The sequence below is a fragment of the Micromonospora sp. SD19 genome, from assembly GCF_054462275.1.
Map to the genome: position 1 here is coordinate 20642 of NZ_JBTLMN010000002.1, position 22117 is coordinate 42758.

Consider the following 22117-nt stretch of genomic DNA (forward strand, 5'->3'; position numbering starts at 1 on the left):
TAATAAGCAGCACTCGACGCGGCCGGCTACCCCGGGTGCGCGAGGTACGCGAGCACCGCCGGGCGGCTTCCCGGCAGGCCGTACTCCTCGACCAGCATGCTGACGTTGCCGAACTCCTGCCCGTCGATCAGCCACGGCTGCGGTGAGCGGCCCAGCACCTCGGCGAGCCGCCGCTGCCGGGGCGTCAACGCCGCGACCGGTGTCCCCGCCGGCGCGGGGCCGTCCGGGAAGGCGAGGCGCAGCGCGGCACCCAGCACCGTCAACGACCGGTCACCGCTGACGACGGGCAGCCGGTCGAGCAACGCGTCGAAGGCCCGGTCGCTGTGCCGGGGGCCGAGCTGCCGCAGGGCCAGGCCCGCGTAGCCGCCGAGGTCGCCGTCGAGGAACGGCACCCACCCCTCGGGCAGGGGTGCCAGCACCTCGTCCCGGCTCGGATCGGCCGCGTGGTCGGGGGCGGCGATGCCGTCGGGCGGGGACGCCGCCCAGCTCAGCAGCTCCTCGACGGTCGCCGGGTCGGCCGCCGCGCCGAGGACACGGGCCCGACCGATCGCGGCGCCCCACCGGACAACCGGGCGCGGATCGGCCAACCAGCGGACGTCCGGCGCCGCGCCGAGCAACCCCGACGCCACCAGCATCGTCGCCACCTCGCCGGACGCCACCTCGACGCCAGGCTTCCCGGCGGCGTCGATCGCGGCGGCCAGCGCGGGCACGCTGCCGGTGGCCTCCTCCGGAAACCAGGCCACTGTGTACGCCGCGCCCGTCCGCACGCCCGGGTCGCTGTGGTGCAGCAGGGTGCGCAACAGCGGCACCCCGGCGCGCACCGCGTCGTAGACCGACAGTTCGATGTACGCCCACAGCCGACGCTGATCCGCAGCGGAGAGGGACTCGACGTAGGTGTACTCGACGTACTCCTTGGTCGACTCGTCCGCGCCGGTCCACGGTGGCGGCTTCGCGGCGAGCAGCTCACGCCCGCCCTCGGCGGCCCGGCGGTGTTCGGCGACGGGGAAACCGTCGGGGAGGACACCCTCGTCGAAGCCGACCGCCAGGGCACCCAGCAGCCCGAGCACCGCCGCCGGGTCCGGGGTGGCCGCATCGGCGAGCAGTTCCAGCAGGAACGGCACCGCGTACGCGCTCGCCTCGAACCGGCCGCCCTGGTGGAAGACGTTGGTGTACAACTCGCCCAGCGCCGAGTCCCGGACGGCCGGGTCGGGCGAGGCGAGGGCGCGCAGTTGGTCGGGCACGTCGTCGGCCGCCCCGTAGGCGTGACCGAGCCGCGCCCAGTCGATGTCGTCGAGTCCGTCGAGCACGCCCCATGCTCTCCCGACCCCTGACCGTCCGGTGCGGCGGGCCGGTCAGAACTCCTCGTACACCGCCGGGTCCTGGTCCGCGAGACGCCCGTCCGGGCGGCCCAGCGCGGTGATGGCCGCGACCTCCGCGTCGGTGAGCGTGATCCCGAAGACGTCCAGGTTCTCGGCCTGCCGCTGCGGGGAGGCGGCCTTGGGCAGCGGGATCACCTGACGGGCCACGTGCCAGGCGAGGATGGCCTGCGCCGGGCTGACGCCGTGCGCCGCAGCGATCTCCCCGATCACCGGATGCTGTCGCAGGTCGTTGCCGTGGCCGAGCGGGCTCCACCCCTGCACCAGGATGCCGTGCTCCCGGTGGTAGTCGAGCGCCTCCTGCTGCGGGAAGTACGGGTGCACCTCGATCTGGTTGACCACCGGGGCGACACCGGTCTCGGCCACCAGCCGCTCGATGTGCTCGGGCAGGAAGTTGGACAGACCGATGTGCCGCACCAGCCCGCGCTCGCGGGCCTCGATCAGCGCTTGCCACGCCTGCACGTACCTGTCGACCTTCGGGTTCGGCCAGTGGATCAGGTACAGGTCGATCCGGTCGAGGCCGGTGCGGAACACACTCTCCTCGACGGTGGTCAGCGCCTCGTCGTAGCTGTGGTGCCGCCCCGGCAGCTTCGAGGTGACGATCAGCTCGTCCCGTACGTCGCCCGCCGACCGCACGGCCCGACCGACAGCGCCCTCGTTCTCGTAGTTGAACGCCGAGTCGAGCAACCGGTAACCCGCCCGGATCGCCTGACCGATCGCGTCGACACCCGCCGAGCCGTTCAGTTGGTAGGTGCCGAGCCCGATCGCCGGCAACGTGGTGCCGTCGGCGGCCGTCAGATGCGGAATCGTCATGATCGGAACCCTACCCGCGCGAGCCGTCCCACAGGCGTGTCCCGCGTCCGGACGGCCCCTCAGGCGGACCCGGCATCAGCGGGGGCGTCCCGGATGGCGAGTGCCGCCTGGACGAGCGCGGCGTGGGTCAGCGTCTGCGGGTAGTTGCCGAGGTGGGCACCCGTCGCCGGGTCCACCTCCTCGGCGTAGAGGCCGAGCGGGCTGGCGTAATCAACCATGGCCCGGAACATGTCGACGGCCTCGCGGCGACGCCCGGTGCGGGCAAGGCCCTGAACGAGCCAGAACGAGCACGGCAGGAACGCGCCCTCGGTGCCGGGCAGGCCGTCACGTCCGGGCGGGTAGCGGTAGAGCAGTGGGCCGCCGGCGGACAACCTGTCTCGCACGGCGTCGACGGTGCCCCGCACCCGCTGTGACTCGGCCCGGTCCATGTCCAGCAACGGCAGGACGAGCACTGCCGCGTCGAGATCGGCGGAGCCGTACCCCCGGACGTAGCTGTCCGCCCTCGCGTCGAAGCCGCGCGTCCGGACCTCGGCGGCGATGGCATCACGGGCGTGCTGCCAGCGTCGACGCTGAGCCTCCCGCAGGGGATGCGTGTCGGCGATGGCCAGGGCGCGGTCCAACGCGAGCCAGCCCATGAGCTTGGAATGGACGTGCTGGCCGGGTTCCCGCACCTCCCAGATGCCGGCATCGGGTTCCTGCCAACACTCGGCGACCACGTCGGCGAAGCCGCGCACCGCCCGCCACGTCTCGGCGTCGAGGCGATGCCCGGCCGAAGCGAACGCCCAGGCGGCGTCGATCACCCAGCCGTAGCCGTCGAGCTGGTGTTGACCGGCCGCACCGTTGCCCATCCGCACCGGACGGCTGCCGAGGTAGCCGGGCCAACCAGGCAGTTCTCGTTCGGCTGGCACGTGCCGGCCGTGCACGGTGAGCAGCGCTGGCAGGCGTGGCCGTTGCAGCCGGCTGGCGTGCAGCAGCCAGGCGAGGAAACCGCGGGCCTCGTCGGCCTTGCCGACACTGAGGAAGGCGCTGACGCCGATGCTGGCGTCCCGGGGCCAGACATAGCGGTAGTCCCAGTTGCGTCCGCCACCGGGATCCTCGGGCAACGACGTGGTCGGTGCGGCCACCGGCGCTCCCGACGGCGAGTAGGTCAGCAGCCGCATGGTGAGCAGGCTTCGGGCGACGTGTTCCCGGAACGGCAGCCGCTCGTCGATCTCCGCGGTCCAGGCCCGCCACCGGGCCTCGTCCTCGACGAGCAGGTCCCAGGCGGCCTCCGGCTCGACGTGGATCAGCGGTTCGCGGTGGGCCACGGCCAGGACGAGGGTGACCGGACGGCCCGGCCGGACCGTGACCGAGGCGGGCCGACCCGGTTCAATTCTGAACGGGGGCGTGCTGTCCAGCGCGACCGCGAGCGCCTCCCACTCACACACGAGGCCCTGGCGCCGGTGGTGGATACGCGGCCGGCGGTGCCGTACACCGAGGCGGGGATCGAACTCCACCACCGCGTCGACCGCCGCCTGCTCGGCCGACAACCGTCGCACGATCAGTGTGGTCGGCAGCAGCCGACCGCTGACCTCGGCCAGCATCGCCTCGGTGAGGCGCAGCCGGCCGCCGCCCACCAACCAGGTCGTCTCCACTGTGGCGGTGTGCTGCTTGTACCGTCGCTCGACGACGGTGGCCGCTCCGGCCGGGCCGACCCGGAACGTGCCGGCTTCCGGGCCTCCGACCAGCCGACCGAACAGCGGATCGCCGTCGAAACGTGGTACGCACAGCCAGTCCATCGCGCCGTCACTGGACACCAGGGCGGCGGTGCGCGTGTCGCCGAGCAGCCCGTAGTCGCTGATCGGTGGCCCGTCGGTCATGCAGATCGCTCCGTGCCGGGCCGCCTGGACGAGCGGTGGGTCACGCGGTTCACCTGGCCTGCAGCAGCAACCCGAGGAAGGCCCCGTAGACGACGTGGACGACAACCGTGACCAGTGGGGTCTGGATGCCGTAGTTGACGGCGAACAACCCGGGCGGCTCCAACACCGCAGTGCTGGCCGGCCCCGCCCGTTGCGACGCCATCCGCGGATGGACACCAGGAAGCAGCGGCAGAATCACCGTCAGCGCGATCCCGACGTGCACGACCCCCAACACCGCCCCGAGCCACCACGTGGAACGGTGCAACAGCGCGAACGCGGCCGCGTAACCGAGCGCGAAACCCTGACCAATGCAGAGATGCGCGAAGAACCCGACGACCCGCGCCCGGTCCGGGTCCCCGGTGACGAAGGCCCCGAGCACCAGGGGAAGGTCGAGCCGGGTGAGACCGGCCAGTTGAGCAGTGATCATCGCCGCGGTGAGCGCCGCGGTGGCGACCAACCCGAACAACGCCCATCCGGCCCAGTCCATCTCAGCGGTCGTCGACGCCGAGGGCGTTGTCGGTCATCGGTCCACTCTCCGGCTGATCAACGTGAAACCCCACGGCCCTGGGCCGCCCACCCGACGCCCGATTTCTCACCATAAGCCACAGGGTCGGTCGGGCTGACCTCCTCGCCCAGACATCCCTTGACCAGTTGACCCCGTGTGGCGAGTGCCCCTTCGCACCTGTCGTGCCGCCGAGCCCACCGGTCGTCAGCCGAGGTCGTCTCCGATGACCGTTTCGTAGACAGTCTCGACCGGTCGGATCACCTTGACCATCGACGCGAGGTATTCCCGCGTCTCCGGGTCCGTGGAGTAGACGATCGTGCCCCGCATCCCGCGGGTCAGCAGAACCTTGTAGGTGTTGCGAATCAGCAAGTCGGCTTCGGTGTCGCTGACCAATTTGCGACTGCGAAACGCCGGGTCCTTCGACTCCTCGCGTCGAGTCACCAGCCGGCCATCCCGCGCCACCAGATCCGGTCCGATGATGACGCCCGACCAGGTGTACTCGAAACCCTGCGCGGTGTAGACGCAGCCCACCTGGCCAAAGCCGTCCGGGTCAGTGGCCCAGAACGCGCTACCTGGCGCCTCGCCGACGCTGCGGTCGCTCTTGACGTTCCAGGGCCTCGACCAGCCGCCGATCTGTACGTCCGGCACCAGGCTGTCGTCCGCTCGCGGGTCGCTCCACGGCCAGCAGTAGCCGGCGGACATGCGCGCCGTGAGACCGGCTGCCTGCCTGCCGGCGAGGAAGGTCTCCAACTCCTGCGGCGACTCGGCGAGGCGCAGGTCGACCCTCCCGTCGCCGGTCCAGACCGACGGCTCGCCGCCGTCGAGCCCGAGCAGATCAACGACCCACTGCTCGTACGCCTCGCTGCCGCCGCAGCGGAACTGAGTGTGTAGAGACACCACCTCGACGTCAAGGTTGAGCTGCTTCGCGTACGACGAGATGACCTCCACGTTGCCCAACTCACCCGGCTTGACTACCTGGTGCTCATCGAGCAGGAAGACCGGCACCCGAGCAGCGGCGATAAGCTCGTCGATCTGCGACCGAGCCTTCTCCCGCTTGACTTTCGGCGTGAACCGGTTGACGGAGGTTTCCCGGATGCGGTGCGCCTCGTCGCAGATCAAGACGTCCAGACCGTTGCGCTCGGCGGACATGAAGCTGTTGAAGTAGCTGAACAGGTTCTTGATCCGGGTCGAGCCTTTGCCTGCGTACCGGCGCAACGTCTGGGTGAACGACCGCGAGCCGGTCGCGTGCATGACGGACCGGTTCTGGCGTGCCAACTCACCGAGCACCGACAACGCGATCACGCTCTTGCCGCTGCCCGGTCCGCCCGATACGACAACGACCGATTTCCGATCCGCCGATCGGGCGCGCTCCACGGCGTGCAGCACCAACTCGTAAGCCACACGCTGCTGATCCAGCAGCGTGAAGTGCGACCGGCTCTGCAGTTCCTGTGCGGCGTACCTGAGCAGATGACGACTGGGGCGAACGGAACTGGTGAGGAACCGGTCTGCGGCCCCGGTACCTGATGTCGGGGCGAGATGGGTGCGCAGGTAGTCGATGAACTGGCCGCGCCGCTGCTTGGTGAAGATGCGGCTCTGCTCGGTTGATCCGCGATCGAACAGGTCACTGATGTCTCGGTCGACCGCGTTGTGTAGGTATGCCACCCCACGGATCCGGTTCCGCTCCGTGGTGAGGACGCCGAGAAAGTCCGTCAGGTACTGGCAGTACAGCTCGACTTGGACGCCAGGGTGGAGCCGTGGGCCACGTGCGTGTTCCACCGCCACGAGGTCGCCGGAGCCTTCGTAGGACTCGGCGTAGGACCACTGCTTCAACTCCACGACAACGTAGGAGTCGTCGGCGGTCCTCGGGTCCACACCGGCGAGAACCACGTCGACCCGCTTGCTGGTCAGCGGCAACTGGTACTCGACGAGCATCTCGACCTGGCTCAGGCCGGCATCGGCGAGATCCTGGCCTAGCACCTCAAGGCTGCGCGACCAGGCACGGCGTTCCGCCGGACTCACGTTTCGGCCGATCTGCTCCGCGATCCGGTCCGCGAGAGTTCCGTTAGCGACCAGGCGCAGCAGACCATCGGCGGACGTACGAAACGCTGACAACTCTTGCCCCCGGGCAGCACGAAGTGATCGTGCGCATGGGGGGCGTATCCGACACTCGCCGGAAGCCCGTCGTGACGCGCTCCTACGTGGTGGACTGTAACGAATAGATCAACTCGGCGCCATGCCGACGCTGCCTGCGGCTACCGCTTCGAGGCTGAACCGCGAGCCAGGTCAACGGGGTAGCGACGAGCCGAATCCTGAAGCTTGGTCAGAGCCGCCTCCACTAGATCGACGTCGAGTACATCGGCGAGCCGGGTCAGGTAGATCATGACGTCGCCGATCTCGGCTCTCACCCGTTTGCCGGCGTCCGGGTCAGACATGACCGCCGCAGACTGCTCGGGCGTGAGCCACTGGAACTCGGCAATCAGCTCACCAACTTCACCAGCGAGTGCCATGGCCAAGTTCTTGGGCGTGTGGAACTGTTGCCAGTCCCGTTCTTCCGCGAATTGCCGTACGCGGCTCGTCAGGTCGTCCATGGCCTGAGCATGGCAGGCCTGCGAGCCAGCGGCGGCAGCCCCATTGCTGTCCCTCCGCTACTGGCGATGCCGGCGGACCGACTGCGAGTGGACGCGGTCGTCGGCAACTCCGGTGACCAATTCAGAGGTGAGATGGTCAGCGGCGGGCCCGCCGTCGGATTCCTCAAGAATCTCGGACTGTCTATTCAGTGCGAATGTGACAGGTCGATGCGAGAGCCCGAGTTGCTGAAGGAATTATGTACGGAACCGATTGCTAGGTGCCGTCGTCGGTCACAACGAAATGATGACCGGCTGGATCTGGACGTTCTTTTTCAGCTGCTGCGGCGAGGGGATTGGCGTGCTGATGCTGACGGACGTGTTGTAGCCGTAGATGACGACCCCGTCGAGGTGGTTCGCGCCCGGCCAGTTCGACTCCAGGCGGACCGCCATCTGGGTGGGGAAGTTGGTCACCTCCTCGGCGCACGACCGGATCAGGACGACGCTCGGGGTGGCGGTCAGGTGGGTGGCCAGCATTCGGGCCAGCTTCTTGTACGTCCAGCCCCAGTCCTTGGCACCGGCTTCGGCGTCGCCGATTTCCTCGTCGTTGCCGTGCGCGCGGATGCACAGCGGCTCGCCCGCCTGCACCCCGGCCAGGTAGGTGGCCAGTTGCCGGTCCGCCTCGGCCTGCGTGAGCCCGGCGTCGATGGGTAGGAGGGCACCCCACGCGTCCGCGCCCGATTCGGGAGCCTCAGACTGACCGCGTGTCTTCGGATCCTGCGTCGCCACGATGAACATGACATTCTCCTTTAGGAATGGTCGCCTGTTTCAGCGAAACCGCCGAAGGCAGATTAGCGTGGTGGTCGAAGAAGTGCCCTGTCAGCTATCCGGCTCGCATTTAACTCTGTCGGTGGTCGGACAAAATGCTGGCGGCTTCGACGGAGTGACACGTGATTGCTGTCCATCACGGATGCGCAATTCCCGCACGTGCAACAGACGTGCGATGGCAGCCGGCGTTGGGGGAGCTACCCGGGGGGTGAGGGTGCGTTATCAGATCCACGTCGAGCAGGAGTTGCCCGCAGGGGCGCTCTGCCGATTTCTGGACGAGAGCTACGGCATCTCGCCGGACGCCGTCTACGTGGGACGCGTCGAGGATCGAGCAGTCGATGACCCTCGGCCGGTCGCCATGCTCAGCCCTCCACCGCACGACGAGGAGTTCGGCTGGATCCTGACCGGTGACACCGACCCAGCCGATGCCACCGGTCAGGGTGAACGAGAGTCGGCGATTACCTTGGCCCGCGCCTTCGGGGTGCGGGCGCTGGTCGACGACGGCAGCATCTACCCCAGCCGGTGGCTGCTGGTCAGCACCGACGGCAGCAGTGGCCGCGTCATCATCGACGAGGACGCGGCGGCCGACGGGCACCTGCGGGTGGTGCACGCCCTCGAACCGATCAGTGCGGAGCCGCACCTCGCCGTCACACCGCCGTCGAAGTGGGCAGGTGACTGGTGACCGACTGGTTAAGGCGGCGCCCGCACACCGTCGGCGACGCCCGACCTTCAGCTGGCGCGGCCCTCATGTTTGGCCGCCGCGATGAAGTCCGTCCAGGCCTGGGCGGTGAAGGTGAGTAGCGGTCCCGCGGAATCCTTCGAGTCGCGCACGGCGACAGCGTTGGGGAGGTTGATGGCGACCTCGACGCAGTCACCGCCGTTGTCGCCGCTGCGGGTGCTTTTGCGCCAGACGGCGCCACTCAGGTCAGTCATGCCGCATCTCCCCAGCGATCCGCTTGATCATGTCAGTCGATTCTGCCTCGCCGAGGGCCAGCGCATCCAGGCCTCGCCAGACGCGCTGGTAGGCGGCCAGCTCGTCGGGCTTGTCGAGGTACAGAGCGCCGGTCAATGACTCGCTGTAGACCACGGAGGGCTCCGGCGCGGTACGACCGCCCTTGGTCGCCGGGAAGTCGAGGATCACAAAGGACCCCGCAACCGCCCCGGGCTGCGGTCCTGCTGCCAGGGGCAGCACTCTGACGCTGACGTTCGGTAGCTCGGACAGCTTGGTGAGGTGAGCGAGCTGCTCGGTCATGACGGGTGGGCCGCCGACACCACGCCGAAGCACCGCCTCGGACAACACGGATTCAACCCTGGGAGCTGCCGGGAGACGCCGAGAGAGTAGTGCCTGCCGTTGCAGCCGGACCTGGACCGCGCGCTCGCGTTCTTCCTCGTTCAGCATCCCGCCAAGGCGGTAGAGCGCGCGGGCGTACTCCTTGGTCTGAAGGATCCCAGGGATGAGCGACTCGTCATAACGGCGGAGGTGGGCGGCGGCGGACTCCAGGCCGACGTACAGCTCGAACCAGTTCGGCACCGCATCGCCGTACGCGTGCCACCAGCCCTTCGACTTCGTTTCCGCGGCCAGCCCGCGCATCGCCTCGGTCATCTCGGGCGACACCCCGTACAGCTCGCACATCGCCTTGACGTCGAGCACCCGGACGGAGCCCTGGCCGCATTCGAGCCGCCAGATCTTCTGCCGGCTGTATTCGAGGGCTTCGGCGGCGGCGTCGAGCGTCACCCCGGCCTCGTTGCGGAACTGTCGCAGCAGCCGGCCGAGTTGCCGACGCGGCACTGTCGATCCGATGTCTTCGGGCATCCGCACACTCCCTGGTTCCGTCACGCAACACTGCGTGACCTGCTCCTGCAACTCCTACGGGTTTCAGCAAAGAAAGTCAATGCACAACGGCGAAATTGCGGTGTGGAACGTTGTGTTTCCACTGCGGACTGTCGCAGGCTGATCACAGCACGGCGGCCGGCCGGTTCCCCCGAACGGCCGCCGTGCCTCCCGAAACCCCTCGCCCCTCCGCAGCAGGAAGGCAGGCAGACATGAACGCCAGCAACCAGCGACCAGAGCGGCCGCGCGGCGGCGCGACCTACCGCTCCGCCGCGTACACCGGTCTGCTGCCATGGCAGGTGCGTGAGCGCCGCTTCCCGCCGGTCGGGCTCGGGCGTCGCGGTCTGAACCCCGACGACGTGTACGCCTTCCTCGACCGGGTGGCCGTCGACATGGCCGCCGTCTACGCCGCGCTCGCCGAGAGCCGCCGCGAGACCGCCCGGATCAAGGCCGGCCTGCGTCGCTGGCAGACCGATCAGGCCCGCGCCAGCAACGAGCGGGACCAGGCCCGATGAGCCAGCGGTACGTCATCCATCTGCCCGTCGTTGCCAACGACCTGCCGGCCGTGCAACGCCTGGCTAGGGTCATCGGCCGATGGATGCTGGTGCTGCCCATGGCAGACCCGGGGGAGACCACCGTTTCCGCGGAGGACCAGCAGTTCCTCCGTCACCGGGTCTTCTGCGACCTGCGACTGCCCGGCGGTCGGCGTTGCCTCCTGCGCGACGGTCACGACGGCGACTGCTCCCGCCGCCTACGCCGCTGACGGAGCGCTGCCGGCGACGGACCGCCATGACACGGCTGAATGAGCAGGGCCATGACACGGTATGCGCCGGTCAGCTTCCAAAATGTCCGGCTCGGTCACAATGACTGCCGTCGTCGTGTGAGCTGGTGAACAGCGTTCGCTCGGCATCACGGTGATGATTCGGGGTGTGTCAGGCTCCGCCGGTGACGATCACGACGGCAGGCGCGCGATTTCTCGCCGCCTTCAATGACATCGAAAACCACTTCCGCTCCACCCTGCGGGCCGATGTGGCGGTCGGCTTCGCCCAACTGATCCGGGACTATGGGCAACGGCGGACGCTGTCGCAGCAGCAGCGGAACGCCCTGGTCGCGTTCGCCTCGCTGCGCAACGCGATCAGCCACGGCACCTACTACGGCGGCCGGCCGATCGCCGACCCGGTTGAAACCGTCGTGCAGGAAATCGAGCATCTTCGACAGCAGATCATCGAACCGCCGTTGGCGCTGACGGTCCTCAAATCCGGCAAGGTCTGCGCGGTGCGCCCGGACGACCCCATCAGCATCGCGCTGGAGCACGTCCGCGCATTCGGGTACTCACAGTTGCCGGTTTACGACGACGGCTACGTCGGCGTGCTGACCACCAACGCCATCGCGCGCTGGCTCGCCGATCAGATGACCAGGAACACGGGGATGGCCGAGGAGGAACCGGTTCGGCAGGTGCTTCGTTTCGCCGAACCAGGGGAGGGTGCGGTTCTGGTCCCCAGGGCGATCACCGTGGTGGAGGCGATCGACCTGCTCAGCCAGAGTTGTCTTGCCGGGCAACAGAGTATGGCGCTCATCATCACTCAGAACGGGAGGCGGACCGACAAGCCGTTGCGCCTGGTGGTTCCGTTCGACCTACCGATCTTGACTCAGGCGCTCGCCTTCAACTGAGCTGCCCAGGCCGGGATGGCGGATGGGCCCGGCACTGGCCGCGTCAGCCTAGGCCGTGCTCATCCAGGCCGGTGTTGAGAACCCACGCGAGCGGCATGGTCGCCTGGGTGACGTACTGGTCGCCGTCCAGGCGGTGCATGGTCACGGTCTGCGCCGAATCCTGATCCACTACCCAGTACTGGGGGATGCCGGCGGCAGCGTATTCGCTGCGCTTGGTCACCGTGTCGACGCCCTCGGAGCCGGGCGAAACGATCTCGACCACGAGGAGCACGTCGGCCACCGGCAGCCACACGCCATCTACCTGAGCCTTGCTCCATACAACCAGGTCCGGAATGCGCCCACCGACACCACCGTCACGGCCCGGGATGCGTAAGCCGACTGCTTGAGCGATGTGTTCCGCTGGAACACCGCCCTGGGCGAGCCACACCATGAGCCGGGTCGCGATGATCGCGTGGGTGTAGCCCGGCGGCGGCATGATCGAGACGACTCCCTCGGGGCTGATTTCGTACCGGTGGTTCTCGTCTGCGGCCATCATCGCCGTCAGGTCATCGAGCGTCACGACCGGGGGCATGTACCTGCCAACCGCCTCTGAGCTCATGGGCGCATAGTACCGGTTCGCAGTCCAACTCCTGCGACGATGGGACCGCACGGCGTCAGCGACCACCAGGGTTGCTTGATCCGGGGAACCCAGCCGAATAGGTGGCGTCGACCAGTTCCTGAAGGTGGCGGATGACATCGACCTTGTGTTCAGTTTCCGGAAGTTGTCGCTCGCCAGCCGCCACCAGGCCGTCGCGCCAGTGACTGACGATCTCCTCCTGCGCTGCGGCGGGCAAGTCGTCGATCCACACCGACCCAAGGTTGTTGTCGACGATCTCCTGCAGGTGGTTGGCGGTCTGCCTGTCCGAGAGGCGGGAAATCAGGAACTCCAGCGTCCAGTCGAACAACCCTCCGGTTGCGGTCCAGTCGACGCCTGGTTTCAGGACGATGAGGCCAGCCATTACTTCCCCACAACGAATACTCGTGGACCGAGGCGTCGGTCCCCAATGAACTGCTCGATCCGGGCGACCTGTTCCGGAGCGAACCGCGAGACGTCTACCGGCACCAGGTCTGCTTTATCTAAGTGTCGCTCGATCTGATACTGCAATTGCGGCCACTGACGGTCAAAGTACTGCCCCGGAAAGTTGCCCACCGCATCGTAGGTCCGGCCGGCATCGTCAACCCAGTCGGCTGAGGAATCCGCAGGAGCGCGATGCAGCCGCACGCCCAGTTCCTGCTCCAGACGAAGCGCCGTCTCCGCCTCACCCGGACGGAACCTTCCTGTGGCCGGATCCATGCCAAGGTCGTGGACTCGTTGCTGCTCCGTCAGGGAATGGGATGTTGTCTCGCGAGGTGGCTCAGGTTCCGGCGTGTTCCGGCCCGATGGCGATTCACCTCTCCGTAGCCGCCCCAACACCTGCTTGAGCTTCTCGATGAGGTCGGCGAGTCGGCGTACCTCCGGGATCAGCCGCCGCAGGCTGGCCAGCAACCCGCGCAGCAGCCGCGCGATCCGCGCACCCCACGACGCGACCAAGGTCGTCACCTGCTCCACGACCAGGGGCGCGGCCAGTCCGCCGGTGATGAGGAGTTCGCCCGCGTACACGATGATGCGGGACACGCAGGTGGCGATGGCGTCGCGGACGAGGAGCCGGACGGCGGCGACCAGGCCGGCGGCGCCTTCGGTGATCGCGGCCAGGGTGTCGGCGCCCTGGGCGAGGCCGGTGATGGCCTGGTGTTGTTCGGCGGCCCAGGCCCGGTAGGCGGGGCCGGCGCTGCCGCCCCAGCCGGCGACGTCGTTGCGCACCGCGCGGGCCAGTTCGGCGGCGTCGTCGCGCAGTGACCCGGCGACGGCGCGCCAGGTCTGGGCGTGTGCGGTGATCTGCGCGGGGTCGCCGGCGAGCCAGTCCAGCGCCTCGCTGAGCGGCTTGACGTGTTCGATGAGCCAGGCGATCCCGTACTGGAGCAGCGCACCGACCGGGTCGGAGACGAGGGCGAGGGCGTCCAGCCCGGCGCTCACGACGCCGAGGCTGCCGTCGATCCAGCTGCCGTTGCGGATGCCCTGCGCGATGAGGTCGATGTCCTCGCAGATCCACACGCCCGCCCAGGCGCTGGGCGGGGTGTCCGCAGCGGTGGCGACGAGCGGGTTCGACGTCACCGGTGCTGCCGCACCCCGTCGAGCGGGTGCTGCCGCACCTCATCGGGCCGGTGCTGCCGCACGCTGTCGAACAGGTGTTGGGCATGGGCGTCGGAGCTGCGGTAGCGGTCCGCGCCGACCCGCAGCCTGCCGGCGGTGTCGCGGACCGACGTGGCGGCGGCGCCGATGCCGTCGACCACTGCCTGCTGGAGGCCGCCGAGCAGCACCGGCATCATCGCGCAGAGCTGCCCGTAGGCGTCAGCGCCCAACCGGACGTGCTGGCCTGCCTGGTGGGCGGTATCGAGACTGCCGGCGCAGCGGTCGAGGCGCGCGGCGTGGGCGGTCAGGTCGTCCGGGTCGACCTGGATGCCGTCACCGGCGGGCATCGTTCGACCTCTGGTCGGGGAGAAGCCGGCTGCGGTACGAGTCGATGATGGCCTGGGTGCTCGCGTCGTCGCCGAGCGTTTCCCCTGCTGCGGTGGTGACCTGTCGGAGCAGGTCGGCGCGGGCGGCGGCGGTGGTTTCCAGGATCTGCCGGGCGGTGTGGGTAGCTGATTGTTGCCGGATGCGCTCGTCGAGCCTGAGGTCGATCAGGATGCCGGTCGAGTCGACGGTGACCTCGACCGTCCGGTCGGCGTTGCGGGCGGTGCCGGTCAGGTCCCGCATCGTCGTCGACAGCGCCCTGGCGCGTTCCGCCCGTTCGGCGAGCGATGATTCCCACTCGTCGAGCCGGCGCGCCGCCGCGTCGAGCGCGGCGTCGTCCGCCCACATGTCGACCCTCCCCAGGGGAGCGCCGCCGACGGCAACCGGCGACCCCACGACACGTTACCAACCGGTGCCGCTGCGTGCATGCCCGCCAAGGTCGCCGCCCTCCCCGCGCGATCTTGCACTTTCTGTCGCGACAAATGACACGGAAGCCCGCAACCCGACCACCGAAAGCGCAAGATCGGCGCAGTGGGGGAGGGATGAGCGCGCGCGGTCGTCTTCGGCGGGGAGGAGTGGCAATCGGGGCCGTGTGACGGTCGGGTCGGCGAAGATTGTCCCCGTGACGAGCGACAACATGCGCCGGGGCTGGACCAGCCGAACGGCCTGGCAGGGGCGGATCAACGCTCCGCTGCGCCGGTTCCTGCGCACCGAGACCGGCGGCGCGCGGGTGGTGCTCATCGCCGCGGTGGCCGCTCTCGGCTGGGCGAACCTGCATGTGTCGTCGTACGAGTCGGTCTGGGGTACCTCCCTGTCGATCCAGCTCGGCGGATGGACCGTGTCGCACGACCTGCGTACCTGGATCAACAGCGGCCTGATGACGTTCTTCTTCCTGGTCGCGGGGCTGGAGTTGCGCCGCGAGTTCGACATCGGCGAGTTGCGGGAGCGGCGTCGCCTGGCGTTGCCCATGCTGGTCGGGATCGGTGGCATGCTCGTGCCGGTCGCGATCTATCTCGCGATCAACGCCGGGCGGACCACCGCCGCGGGGTGGGGCGCGGTGATGGCCACGGACACGGCGCTCGCGCTCGGGGCGCTGGCCGTCTTCGGGCCGCGGTTCTCGGAACGGTTGCGGGGTTTCCTGCTGACCGTCGCCGTCGTCGACGACGTGGTGGCGATCGCGGTGCTGGCCATCGCGTACCCGCACCATCCCTCGGTGACGGCGCTGGTCGTCGCGACGGTGATCTTCGGCGTCGTCCTGCTCATCCGGGCGTGGGGTGTGCAGTTCGGGCCGATCTACGGCCTGTTGGGGGTGGCGGCCTGGCTGGCGGTCTCGATGTCCGGTGTCGATCCGGTGGCGGTGGGCCTGGTGATGGGGTTGCTGACCTACGCGTACGCCCCCGGCCGCAGCGACCTGCAACACGCCAGCGACCAGTTCCGCCTCTTCCGGGAACAGCCCACCCCGCAACTGGCCCGGATGGCCCGAGCCGGGCTCACCGCCGCGCTGTCGCCGAACGAGCGGCTGCAGACGCTCTACCACCCGTGGGCCAGTTACCTGGTGGTGCCACTGTTCGCGCTGGCCAACGTCGGGATCGTGATCGACGGCGACCTGCTGGCCAGGGCCGTGACCTCCCCGGTCACGCTCGGCGTCGTGGTGGCGTACGTCGTCGGCAAGCCGGCCGGGATCGTGCTCACCGCGTGGCTGGTGGCCCGGCTGAGCGGCAACCGGTTCCGGCCGCCCGTCGGCTGGCTCGCCGTCCTCGGGGTCGGCACGGTCTCCGGCATCGGGTTCACCGTCGCGCTGCTGATCGCCACCCATGCCCTGCACGGCCCGGCCCTGGACGAGGCGAAGTTCGGCATCCTCGTGGCCACGTTCGGCGCGTCCCTCGTCACCTGGCTGGTGTTCCGCTCCGTCGGCCGGCTCTCGCCGGCGCGGCGGTCACGCGCGCTGCTGGGCGTCACCGAGGGCATCGTCGACCTGATGTTGCCGGTCGACCCGAACCGCGACCACATGCGCGGGTCGCTCGAAGCGCCGGTGACGGTGGTGGAGTACGGCGACTTCGAGTGCCCCTACTGCGGGCAGGCCGAGCCGGTGGTCCGAGAGCTGTTGGCGGATTTCGCCAACGTCCGGTACGTCTGGCGGCACCTGCCGCTCACCGACGTCCACCCGCATGCCCAACTCGCCGCCGAGGCCGCCGAGGCGGCGGGGGAACAGGGCGCGTTCTGGGAGATGCACGACCTGCTGCTCGCCCACCAGGACGCGCTCAGCCCCACCGACGTGCTCGGCTACGCCGAGCAGCTCGGCCTGGATCTGGACGGGTTCCGGGAGCACATGGTGAAGCGGATGGGCGTGGACCGGATCGCCGAGGACGTCGACTCCGCCGATCTCAGCGGCGTCACCGGCACCCCGACCTTCTTCATCAACGGCCGTCGACACCACGGCGCGTACGACATCGCCGCACTCTCGGCGGCGGTGAAGGCGGCGTTCGCGAGCGCGAAGCTGCGCCCCGAGTACCGCCCCCGGGATCCCGATCGCCGCGAGGGCGGGCCGGCGAGGTGACCGCGCGGGCGCTGATCGCCTCCGGCCAGGTGATTGACGGGTACGGATGGGCAAACACCTCGCCCAGCGCCGGGCACTCGCGGCGCCACCGGATCGGCGGCTGGGTCGGCGGCTGGGTCGCCGGGCCTCCGGGTGTGATCGGCGGCCGAGCGGGTGTTGCCGCGGGGGTGGGCATCTTCGGGGCGGATCCGTAGGTGGCGGTCGCTGCCTTTGGAGCTGAATCGTTTGCGGCATCGCCCGCTTGTCGGTGTGGGTGGTCTGATCGTTTGCGGGATCGCCGGCCTGGCGGTGGGCGGTGTGATCGTTTGTGGCATCGTCGGCCCGGCGGAGTGGACGGCTGATTCGTTTGTGACATCAGCTCCAAAGGCAATCCGCTAAGCCTGCCACGCCGAGCCGCCGAGCCGCCGAGCCGCCGAGCCGCCGAGCCGCCGAACCCGTGACACCCCGGAGCCCCACGCCCTCGCGATCCGATGGGCTTAGAGCCCTCGCCGTGTGCCGGCGGCCAGGCAGCAGGAAAGACGGTCACGGTCGATGTCCGGAGTGGAACAGCTGCGGAACGTGGTGGCGGAATCACGATGGACGCCGGCTCTTGACTCCCGGGAAACATCAGGCCACCATCTGACAACGTTGTCACGGATCCCCGCCGTCTGACAACGTTGTCACTTCTGGAGGCACGATGTCCGAGCCATCGCCGATTTCGCGGCGTACCTTCCTCTCCGCCGGTGCGACGCTGCTCGCCTCGGTCGGGGTGACAGCGGTCCTGCCGGACGCCCTCGCGTCCGCCGCCGGGCCGACGCCGAGCACCACCCCGACCACCACCGACCTCGCCCGGTACCGCCCGGTGGCGGTCTCCTCGACCGACTACGCCCCGACCCCCGCCACCTTCGCCGTGGACGGTCTGCCGCTGGTGGGCGTGCGGGGGAGCGGATGGCGGGCTGCCAACGGCGATCCACAGTGGATCTCGGTGGACCTCGAGGCGCCGTGCCGGGTCGAGGCCGTCTGCCTGGTCTTCGAGGCCACGCTCACCGACGCGCCGTTCGACGGCAACTACACCGACACCGACGGCGACGAGATCCTGTCCAGCGCCGCGACGGCGTACCGGATCGAGGTCTCCACCGACGGCCGTTCCTGGCGGTCGGTGTACGAGACCAGCGAGGGGCAGGGCGGCGTACAGACCATCAAGCTGCCGGAGCCCGTCACCGCCCGATGGATCCGGATGACCGTCACGAAGCGCTCGAACAACAACCCGGTGGGCCTCAACGGCTTCCAGGTCTACGGCGTACCGCTGGCCGGCCGGCCGAAGGCCGCTGGTTGGACCAGCTGGGAGGGCGGCAACACCGGCCCGGCCCCCGAGCTGAGAGTCGCCGCCGACGGTACGGTCCCGCTGGAGTCGGGCTGGTCGTTGACGATGGACGACTTCGCCGGCACCGCCGACGGCGCGGAACTCTCCCGCGCCGGTGTCGACGTCCGGTCCTGGCTGCCGGCGACGGTGCCCGGCACCGCGCTGGGCACCCTGGTCGAGCAGGGGCACCTGCCCGACCCCGTAGCCGGCTTCAACAACATGCGCATCCCGGAGGCGCTGTCACGGCACGCCTGGTGGTACCGGCGTGCGCTGCGACTGCCACGCGAGCTGGACACCTCGGCAGGCCGACGGATCTGGCTGGAGTTCGACGGGATCAACCACGAGGCGACCGCCTGGGTCAACGGCGTCCAGGTCGGCACCGTCACGCACCCGTTCGCGCGGGCGGCCTTCGACATCACCGACGCGTTGGCCGGTCACCGTGGCGAGCACGTCCTCGCCGTCCGGGTGACCCCGATGCCGCACCCGGGCACCCCCGGCGACAAGGGCCCCGACGGCCGTACCTTCCTCCAGTCGGCCCGCCACTACCTGGACGCGCCGACCTACCTGGCGGTGTCCGGGTGGGACTGGATGCCCGCCGTCCGCGACCGGGTCACCGGCCTCTGGGACCACGTCCGCCTGCGCAGCACCGGCGCCGTGGTCATCGGCGATCCGCACGTGCAGACCACGCTGCCCGACCTGCCCGGCACCGACACCGCCGAGGTCACCATCCGGGTGCCGGTCCGCAACGCGGCGGCCAGCGCCACCACTGTCACCGTCCGCGCCGAGTTCGACAAGGTACGCGTCGAGTCCACGGTGACCGTCCCCGCCGGCGCGAACACCACAGTCACCTTCAGCCCGGAGCGCTTCCCCGCGTTGCGGCTGCGCAAGCCCCGGCTCTGGTGGCCCAACGGCTACGGCGACCCGCACCTGTACGACCTCACCCTCACCGCCACCGTCAACCGCTCGGTCAGCGACCGGCGCGCGCTGCGCTTCGGTGTCCGCGAGTTCGCCTACGACTGGCACCAGCCGGTCCTCATCTCGCCTCCCGGCAAGCCGGCGCTGGAGTTCGTCGACGGCGCCGCGACCCAGACGGTCACGTTCGACCGTCAGCACGCCCAGCACGTACGCATCCAGGCCGGCCAGCGCGCCACCGGTTGGGGCATCTCGATGTTCTCGCTGTCGGTCGCCGACGGCACCGGCCCGGATCTCGCCCTGCGCCGCGACGCCATCGCGTCGTCCTCGGAGAACGACGGCAACGGTCCCGGCAGGGCCGTCGACGGCGATCCGGCGACCCGGTGGGCCTCCCGGGCCGAGGACGACCAGTGGATCCAGGTCGACCTCGGCGCGGCGGTCGACTTCGACCGGGTCACCATCGTGTGGGAGCAGGCGTACGCGCTGGACTACCGCGTCCAGGTCTCCGCCGACGGGAACGCGTGGACCGACGTGAAGGCCGTCAGTAACGACACCCCGCTGGGCAGCCGCGCCACCCAGGTCGAGACGTTCCCCAGCCAGACCGCCCAGCACCTGCGCATCCAGACCGGTGCGCGGGCGACGTCGTGGGGTGTGTCCATGTGGGCGCTCTCGGTGCAGCGGCAGGCCGAGCCGGACGTCGACCTGGCGCTGCGCCGCACCGCCACCGCGTCGTCGTCCGACGGCGACTCCAACGGCCCGGAGCGGGCCGTCGACGGCAACCCGCGGACCCGGTGGTCGTCGAAGTTCGAGGACAACCAGTGGATCCAGGTCGACCTCGGCGCTCCCGTCGCGTTCGACCAGGTCACCATCGTCTGGGAGCAGGCGTACGCCCGCGACTTCGTCATCCAGGTCTCCGCCGACGGGCAGCGCTGGACCGACGTCAAGACGGTCAGCAACAAGATCACCGAACTGAAGATCACGGTGAACGGCGTGCCGGTGTTCGCCCGTGGCGGCAACTGGGGCTGGGACGAGCTGCTGCGCCGGGTGCTGCCCGACCGGCTGGCCGACACGGTCGAGATGCACCGCGACATGAACTTCACGATGATCCGCAACTGGCTCGGCAGCAGCAACCGCGAGGAGCTGTACCAGGCCTGCGACGAGCAGGGCATCCTGGTGTGGAACGACTTCTGGCAGGCCGGCGCGTTCCTGCCCAACCCGCCCGGCTACGTCGACATCGCCGCCGACACCATCCGGCGTTTCCGCCACCACCCGAGCATCGTCGTCTGGTGCGGCGCCAACGAGGGGGACCCGCCGCCGATCGTCGACGCCGGGCTCAAGCAGGCCGTCGCCACCGAGCACCCGGAGATCCTCTACATCCCCAACTCGGCCAGCGGCATCGTGAGCGGGCGTGGGCCGTACGGCTGGGTCGACCCGGCGACCTACACCGACAAGACGATCTACGAGGCGGACTCGTTCGGCTTCCACACCGAGATCGGCATGCCGGTGGTGTCGGTGACCGAGAGCATGCGCAACCTCGTCGGGGACGCTCCGGAGTGGCCGATCGGTGAGGTGTGGAACTACCACGACTGGTCGACGGTCGGTAACCAGCGCGTCGGCACGTACCAGGCGGCGATCGACGCGCGCCTCGGTGAGTCCGGCTCGCTCGACGAGTTCGCCACCCGGGCGCAGTTCGTCAACTACGAGAGCCACCGCGCCATGTTCGAGGCGTGGAACGCCAACCTGTGGCAGGACGCCACCGGTCTGCTGCTGTGGATGTCGCACCCGGCGTGGCACAGCACGGTCTGGCAGACCTACGACTACGACCTCGACGTGAACGGCGCCTACTACGGCGCCCGCAAGGGGTGCGAGCCGGTGCACGTCCAGGCCGACCCGGGCACCTGGCAGGTGCGGGTGGTCAACCACACCGCCGCGCCGCTGAGCGGGGTCACCGTGAGCGCCCGACGCTACGACCTGAGCGGCCGGTCGTTGGGTCCGGCGCGGCGTCAGCGGGTGGACGTGGCCCGCTCGGCCACGACGACGGTCTTCCCCCTCGCCGCGCCGGACGGCGGCGGGCTGCACCTGGTGCGACTGGAGCTGCGCGACAGCCGGGACCGGCTGCTCGCGGAGAACACCTACTGGCGCTACGACAAGGCCGAGCAGATGCGGGCGCTCAACGACGTGCCGAGCACCCGACTGTCGACGTCGTCGAGCACCGTACGCGTCGTGGACGGGCGCAACACCGTCACCACGACCGTCCGCAACCAGGGCCGTACGGTCGCCGCGCTGGTCCGGCTCGCCGTGCGCGACAAGGACGGCAACCGGGTTCTGCCGGCCCGCTACGACGACAACTACTTCTGGCTGCTGCCGGGGGAGACCCGGGAGGTACGGGTCTCCTGGCCGGCGCGCCCGGGCGTAGCCCGTCAGGTCACGGTGACCGCGCAGGCGTACAACTCCTAGGAGGACGGTGGGAAGCGGCGCTGAGCGGGCCGCTTCCCACCGGGGCCCGGCCGTCGGGTCACTTCTTCTTCAGCACGGCCTCGCGCCAGATCAGACCCGCGATGCTCGGCCTGACCTCGGTGGTGACCACCGCCATCGCCCGCCGGACGTACCGCTCGTCGGTCAGCTGCGCCAGCATGCTCGCCGCCAGGTCCGCGCGTGCCGTGAAGAGGCCGTCGGCGACGTCCTCGGCCACCTGGTAGCGGGTGACGCTCGGGTGGTCGAACAGCCCGGACGGTCGGGCGATGGTCCAGTCCAGGTCGCTCTCGCGGACGAGGGACTCCATCCGCCGCATGTCCTCGTGCGCGGTGCGGCCCGCCCTGCGGTTGAACAGCGGGTCCAGCACGTTGTTGAAGAAGAACTCGCCGGTCGGTCGCCAGGTGGGGTCGAGCACGCTGGAGCTGACGGTGATCAGGCGCTTGACCCCGTGGCGGTGCATGGCGGCCAGGATGTTCGCGTTGCCCGTCGAGTAGACGGTGATCGGCTTCGGGGTGAGCGGGACGCCCAGGCTGGACAGGACGGCGTCGCCGCCGGCCACCGCCCGGTCGACGGCCTCCGGGTCGGCGACGTCGGCGCTGACCACGGTGAGGCCGGGGCGCGGTGGCCCGGCGGGCGGGCGGCGGGTGACAGCGACGACCTCGTGGCCGGCGGCCAGAGCCTGTTCGGTGATCTGACGGCCGGTGGGGCCGGTGGCGCCGAAGACGACAGTGCGCATGCGTTCGCTCCTCGCT

At 69.6% G+C, this 22117-nt stretch carries 21 protein-coding genes; 6 read left to right on the forward strand and 15 right to left on the reverse strand.

Features of this window, described 5'->3' with window-relative positions; all coding sequences use genetic code 11:
- Positions 1 to 26: 26 nt before the first annotated feature.
- The 7 genes from ACX27O_RS07305 to ACX27O_RS07335 form a co-directional block, all read right to left on the reverse strand.
- Positions 27 to 1307 (reverse strand): hypothetical protein, encoded by a 1281-nt coding sequence (locus ACX27O_RS07305; protein ID WP_458939121.1) that lies wholly within the window; start codon positions 1305 to 1307, stop codon positions 27 to 29.
- A 45-nt stretch (positions 1308 to 1352) separates the two neighbouring features.
- Positions 1353 to 2189 carry an aldo/keto reductase gene (locus ACX27O_RS07310; protein WP_030337131.1) on the reverse strand — a complete coding sequence of 279 codons (837 nt, stop codon included), beginning with the start codon at positions 2187 to 2189 and terminating at the stop codon, positions 1353 to 1355.
- 59 nt (positions 2190 to 2248) lie between these two features.
- Positions 2249 to 4048 carry a glycoside hydrolase family 15 protein gene (locus ACX27O_RS07315; RefSeq protein ID WP_458939122.1) on the reverse strand — a complete coding sequence of 600 codons (1800 nt, stop codon included), beginning with the start codon at positions 4046 to 4048 and terminating at the stop codon, positions 2249 to 2251.
- A gap of 49 nt (positions 4049 to 4097) precedes the next feature.
- The gene (locus ACX27O_RS07320; protein WP_458939123.1) at positions 4098 to 4574 is read right to left on the reverse strand and encodes a hypothetical protein; all 477 of its coding nucleotides are present in this window, start codon (positions 4572 to 4574) and stop codon (positions 4098 to 4100) included.
- A 222-nt stretch (positions 4575 to 4796) separates the two neighbouring features.
- Positions 4797 to 6569: a DNA/RNA helicase domain-containing protein gene (locus ACX27O_RS07325; protein ID WP_458939124.1), complete on the reverse strand. Its 1773-nt coding sequence runs from the start codon at positions 6567 to 6569 to the stop codon at positions 4797 to 4799.
- Between the two features lie 275 nt (positions 6570 to 6844).
- The gene (locus tag ACX27O_RS07330; RefSeq protein WP_030337126.1) at positions 6845 to 7180 is read right to left on the reverse strand and encodes a nucleotide pyrophosphohydrolase; all 336 of its coding nucleotides are present in this window, start codon (positions 7178 to 7180) and stop codon (positions 6845 to 6847) included.
- A gap of 270 nt (positions 7181 to 7450) precedes the next feature.
- Complete coding sequence (locus ACX27O_RS07335; protein ID WP_030337125.1) at positions 7451 to 7954, reverse strand: hypothetical protein; 504 nt, start codon at positions 7952 to 7954, stop codon at positions 7451 to 7453.
- Positions 7955 to 8198: 244 nt separating this feature from the next.
- Here ACX27O_RS07335 and ACX27O_RS07340 point away from each other — a divergent pair, with 244 nt between their 5' ends.
- Positions 8199 to 8666, forward strand: coding sequence for a hypothetical protein (locus ACX27O_RS07340; RefSeq protein ID WP_030337123.1), 468 nt, complete (start codon positions 8199 to 8201; stop codon positions 8664 to 8666).
- A gap of 47 nt (positions 8667 to 8713) precedes the next feature.
- Here the strand turns inward: ACX27O_RS07340 and ACX27O_RS07345 are convergent, their stop codons facing one another.
- Both ACX27O_RS07345 and ACX27O_RS07350 read right to left on the reverse strand, forming a co-directional pair.
- Complete coding sequence (locus ACX27O_RS07345) at positions 8714 to 8917, reverse strand: DUF397 domain-containing protein (protein WP_458939125.1); 204 nt, start codon at positions 8915 to 8917, stop codon at positions 8714 to 8716.
- A complete protein-coding gene (locus ACX27O_RS07350; protein WP_458939126.1) occupies positions 8910 to 9797 on the reverse strand; it encodes a helix-turn-helix domain-containing protein in 888 nt (295 codons plus the stop codon). The genes ACX27O_RS07345 and ACX27O_RS07350 overlap by 8 nt, the downstream gene beginning before the upstream one ends.
- Positions 9798 to 10027: 230 nt before the next feature.
- Between ACX27O_RS07350 and ACX27O_RS07355 the strand changes: the two genes are divergently transcribed.
- From ACX27O_RS07355 to ACX27O_RS07365, 3 genes are all read left to right on the forward strand, one after another.
- A complete protein-coding gene (locus ACX27O_RS07355) occupies positions 10028 to 10330 on the forward strand; it encodes a DivIVA domain-containing protein (protein WP_458939127.1) in 303 nt (100 codons plus the stop codon).
- Complete coding sequence (locus tag ACX27O_RS07360) at positions 10327 to 10578, forward strand: hypothetical protein (protein WP_458939128.1); 252 nt, start codon at positions 10327 to 10329, stop codon at positions 10576 to 10578. The genes ACX27O_RS07355 and ACX27O_RS07360 overlap by 4 nt, the downstream gene beginning before the upstream one ends.
- 182 nt (positions 10579 to 10760) lie before the next feature.
- On the forward strand, positions 10761 to 11486 hold the full coding sequence (locus ACX27O_RS07365; protein WP_357640281.1) for a CBS domain-containing protein: 726 nt from the start codon (positions 10761 to 10763) through the stop codon (positions 11484 to 11486).
- A gap of 43 nt (positions 11487 to 11529) precedes the next feature.
- On the opposite strand, the gene ACX27O_RS07370 is transcribed toward ACX27O_RS07365, so the two are convergent.
- The 5 genes from ACX27O_RS07370 to ACX27O_RS07390 are packed head-to-tail and all read right to left on the reverse strand — an operon-like array spanning position 11530 to position 14427.
- Entirely contained in the window at positions 11530 to 12084 is a 555-nt protein-coding gene (locus ACX27O_RS07370) for a Uma2 family endonuclease (RefSeq protein ID WP_247680065.1), read from the reverse strand.
- A 55-nt stretch (positions 12085 to 12139) separates the two neighbouring features.
- Positions 12140 to 12484, reverse strand: coding sequence for a hypothetical protein (locus tag ACX27O_RS07375; RefSeq protein WP_210864394.1), 345 nt, complete (start codon positions 12482 to 12484; stop codon positions 12140 to 12142).
- Entirely contained in the window at positions 12484 to 13617 is a 1134-nt protein-coding gene (locus ACX27O_RS07380) for a WXG100-like domain-containing protein (protein ID WP_458939129.1), read from the reverse strand. The genes ACX27O_RS07375 and ACX27O_RS07380 overlap by 1 nt, the downstream gene beginning before the upstream one ends.
- 56 nt (positions 13618 to 13673) lie before the next feature.
- A complete protein-coding gene (locus ACX27O_RS07385) occupies positions 13674 to 14042 on the reverse strand; it encodes a type VII secretion target (protein ID WP_357640288.1) in 369 nt (122 codons plus the stop codon).
- Entirely contained in the window at positions 14029 to 14427 is a 399-nt protein-coding gene (locus ACX27O_RS07390; RefSeq protein ID WP_357640291.1) for a YbaB/EbfC family DNA-binding protein, read from the reverse strand. Before ACX27O_RS07390 ends, ACX27O_RS07385 begins: the two co-directional genes overlap by 14 nt.
- A 289-nt stretch (positions 14428 to 14716) precedes the next feature.
- Between ACX27O_RS07390 and ACX27O_RS07395 the strand changes: the two genes are divergently transcribed.
- Positions 14717 to 16636, forward strand: a complete 1920-nt coding sequence (locus tag ACX27O_RS07395) for a Na+/H+ antiporter NhaA (RefSeq protein ID WP_458939458.1) — start codon at positions 14717 to 14719, stop codon at positions 16634 to 16636.
- Positions 16637 to 17312: 676 nt separating this feature from the next.
- Entirely contained in the window at positions 17313 to 21347 is a 4035-nt protein-coding gene (locus tag ACX27O_RS07400; protein WP_458939130.1) for a discoidin domain-containing protein, read from the forward strand.
- Positions 21348 to 21405: 58 nt separating this feature from the next.
- On the opposite strand, the gene ACX27O_RS07405 is transcribed toward ACX27O_RS07400, so the two are convergent.
- Positions 21406 to 22101, reverse strand: a complete 696-nt coding sequence (locus tag ACX27O_RS07405) for an NAD(P)-dependent oxidoreductase (RefSeq protein WP_210860129.1) — start codon at positions 22099 to 22101, stop codon at positions 21406 to 21408.
- Positions 22102 to 22117 lie beyond the last annotated feature (16 nt).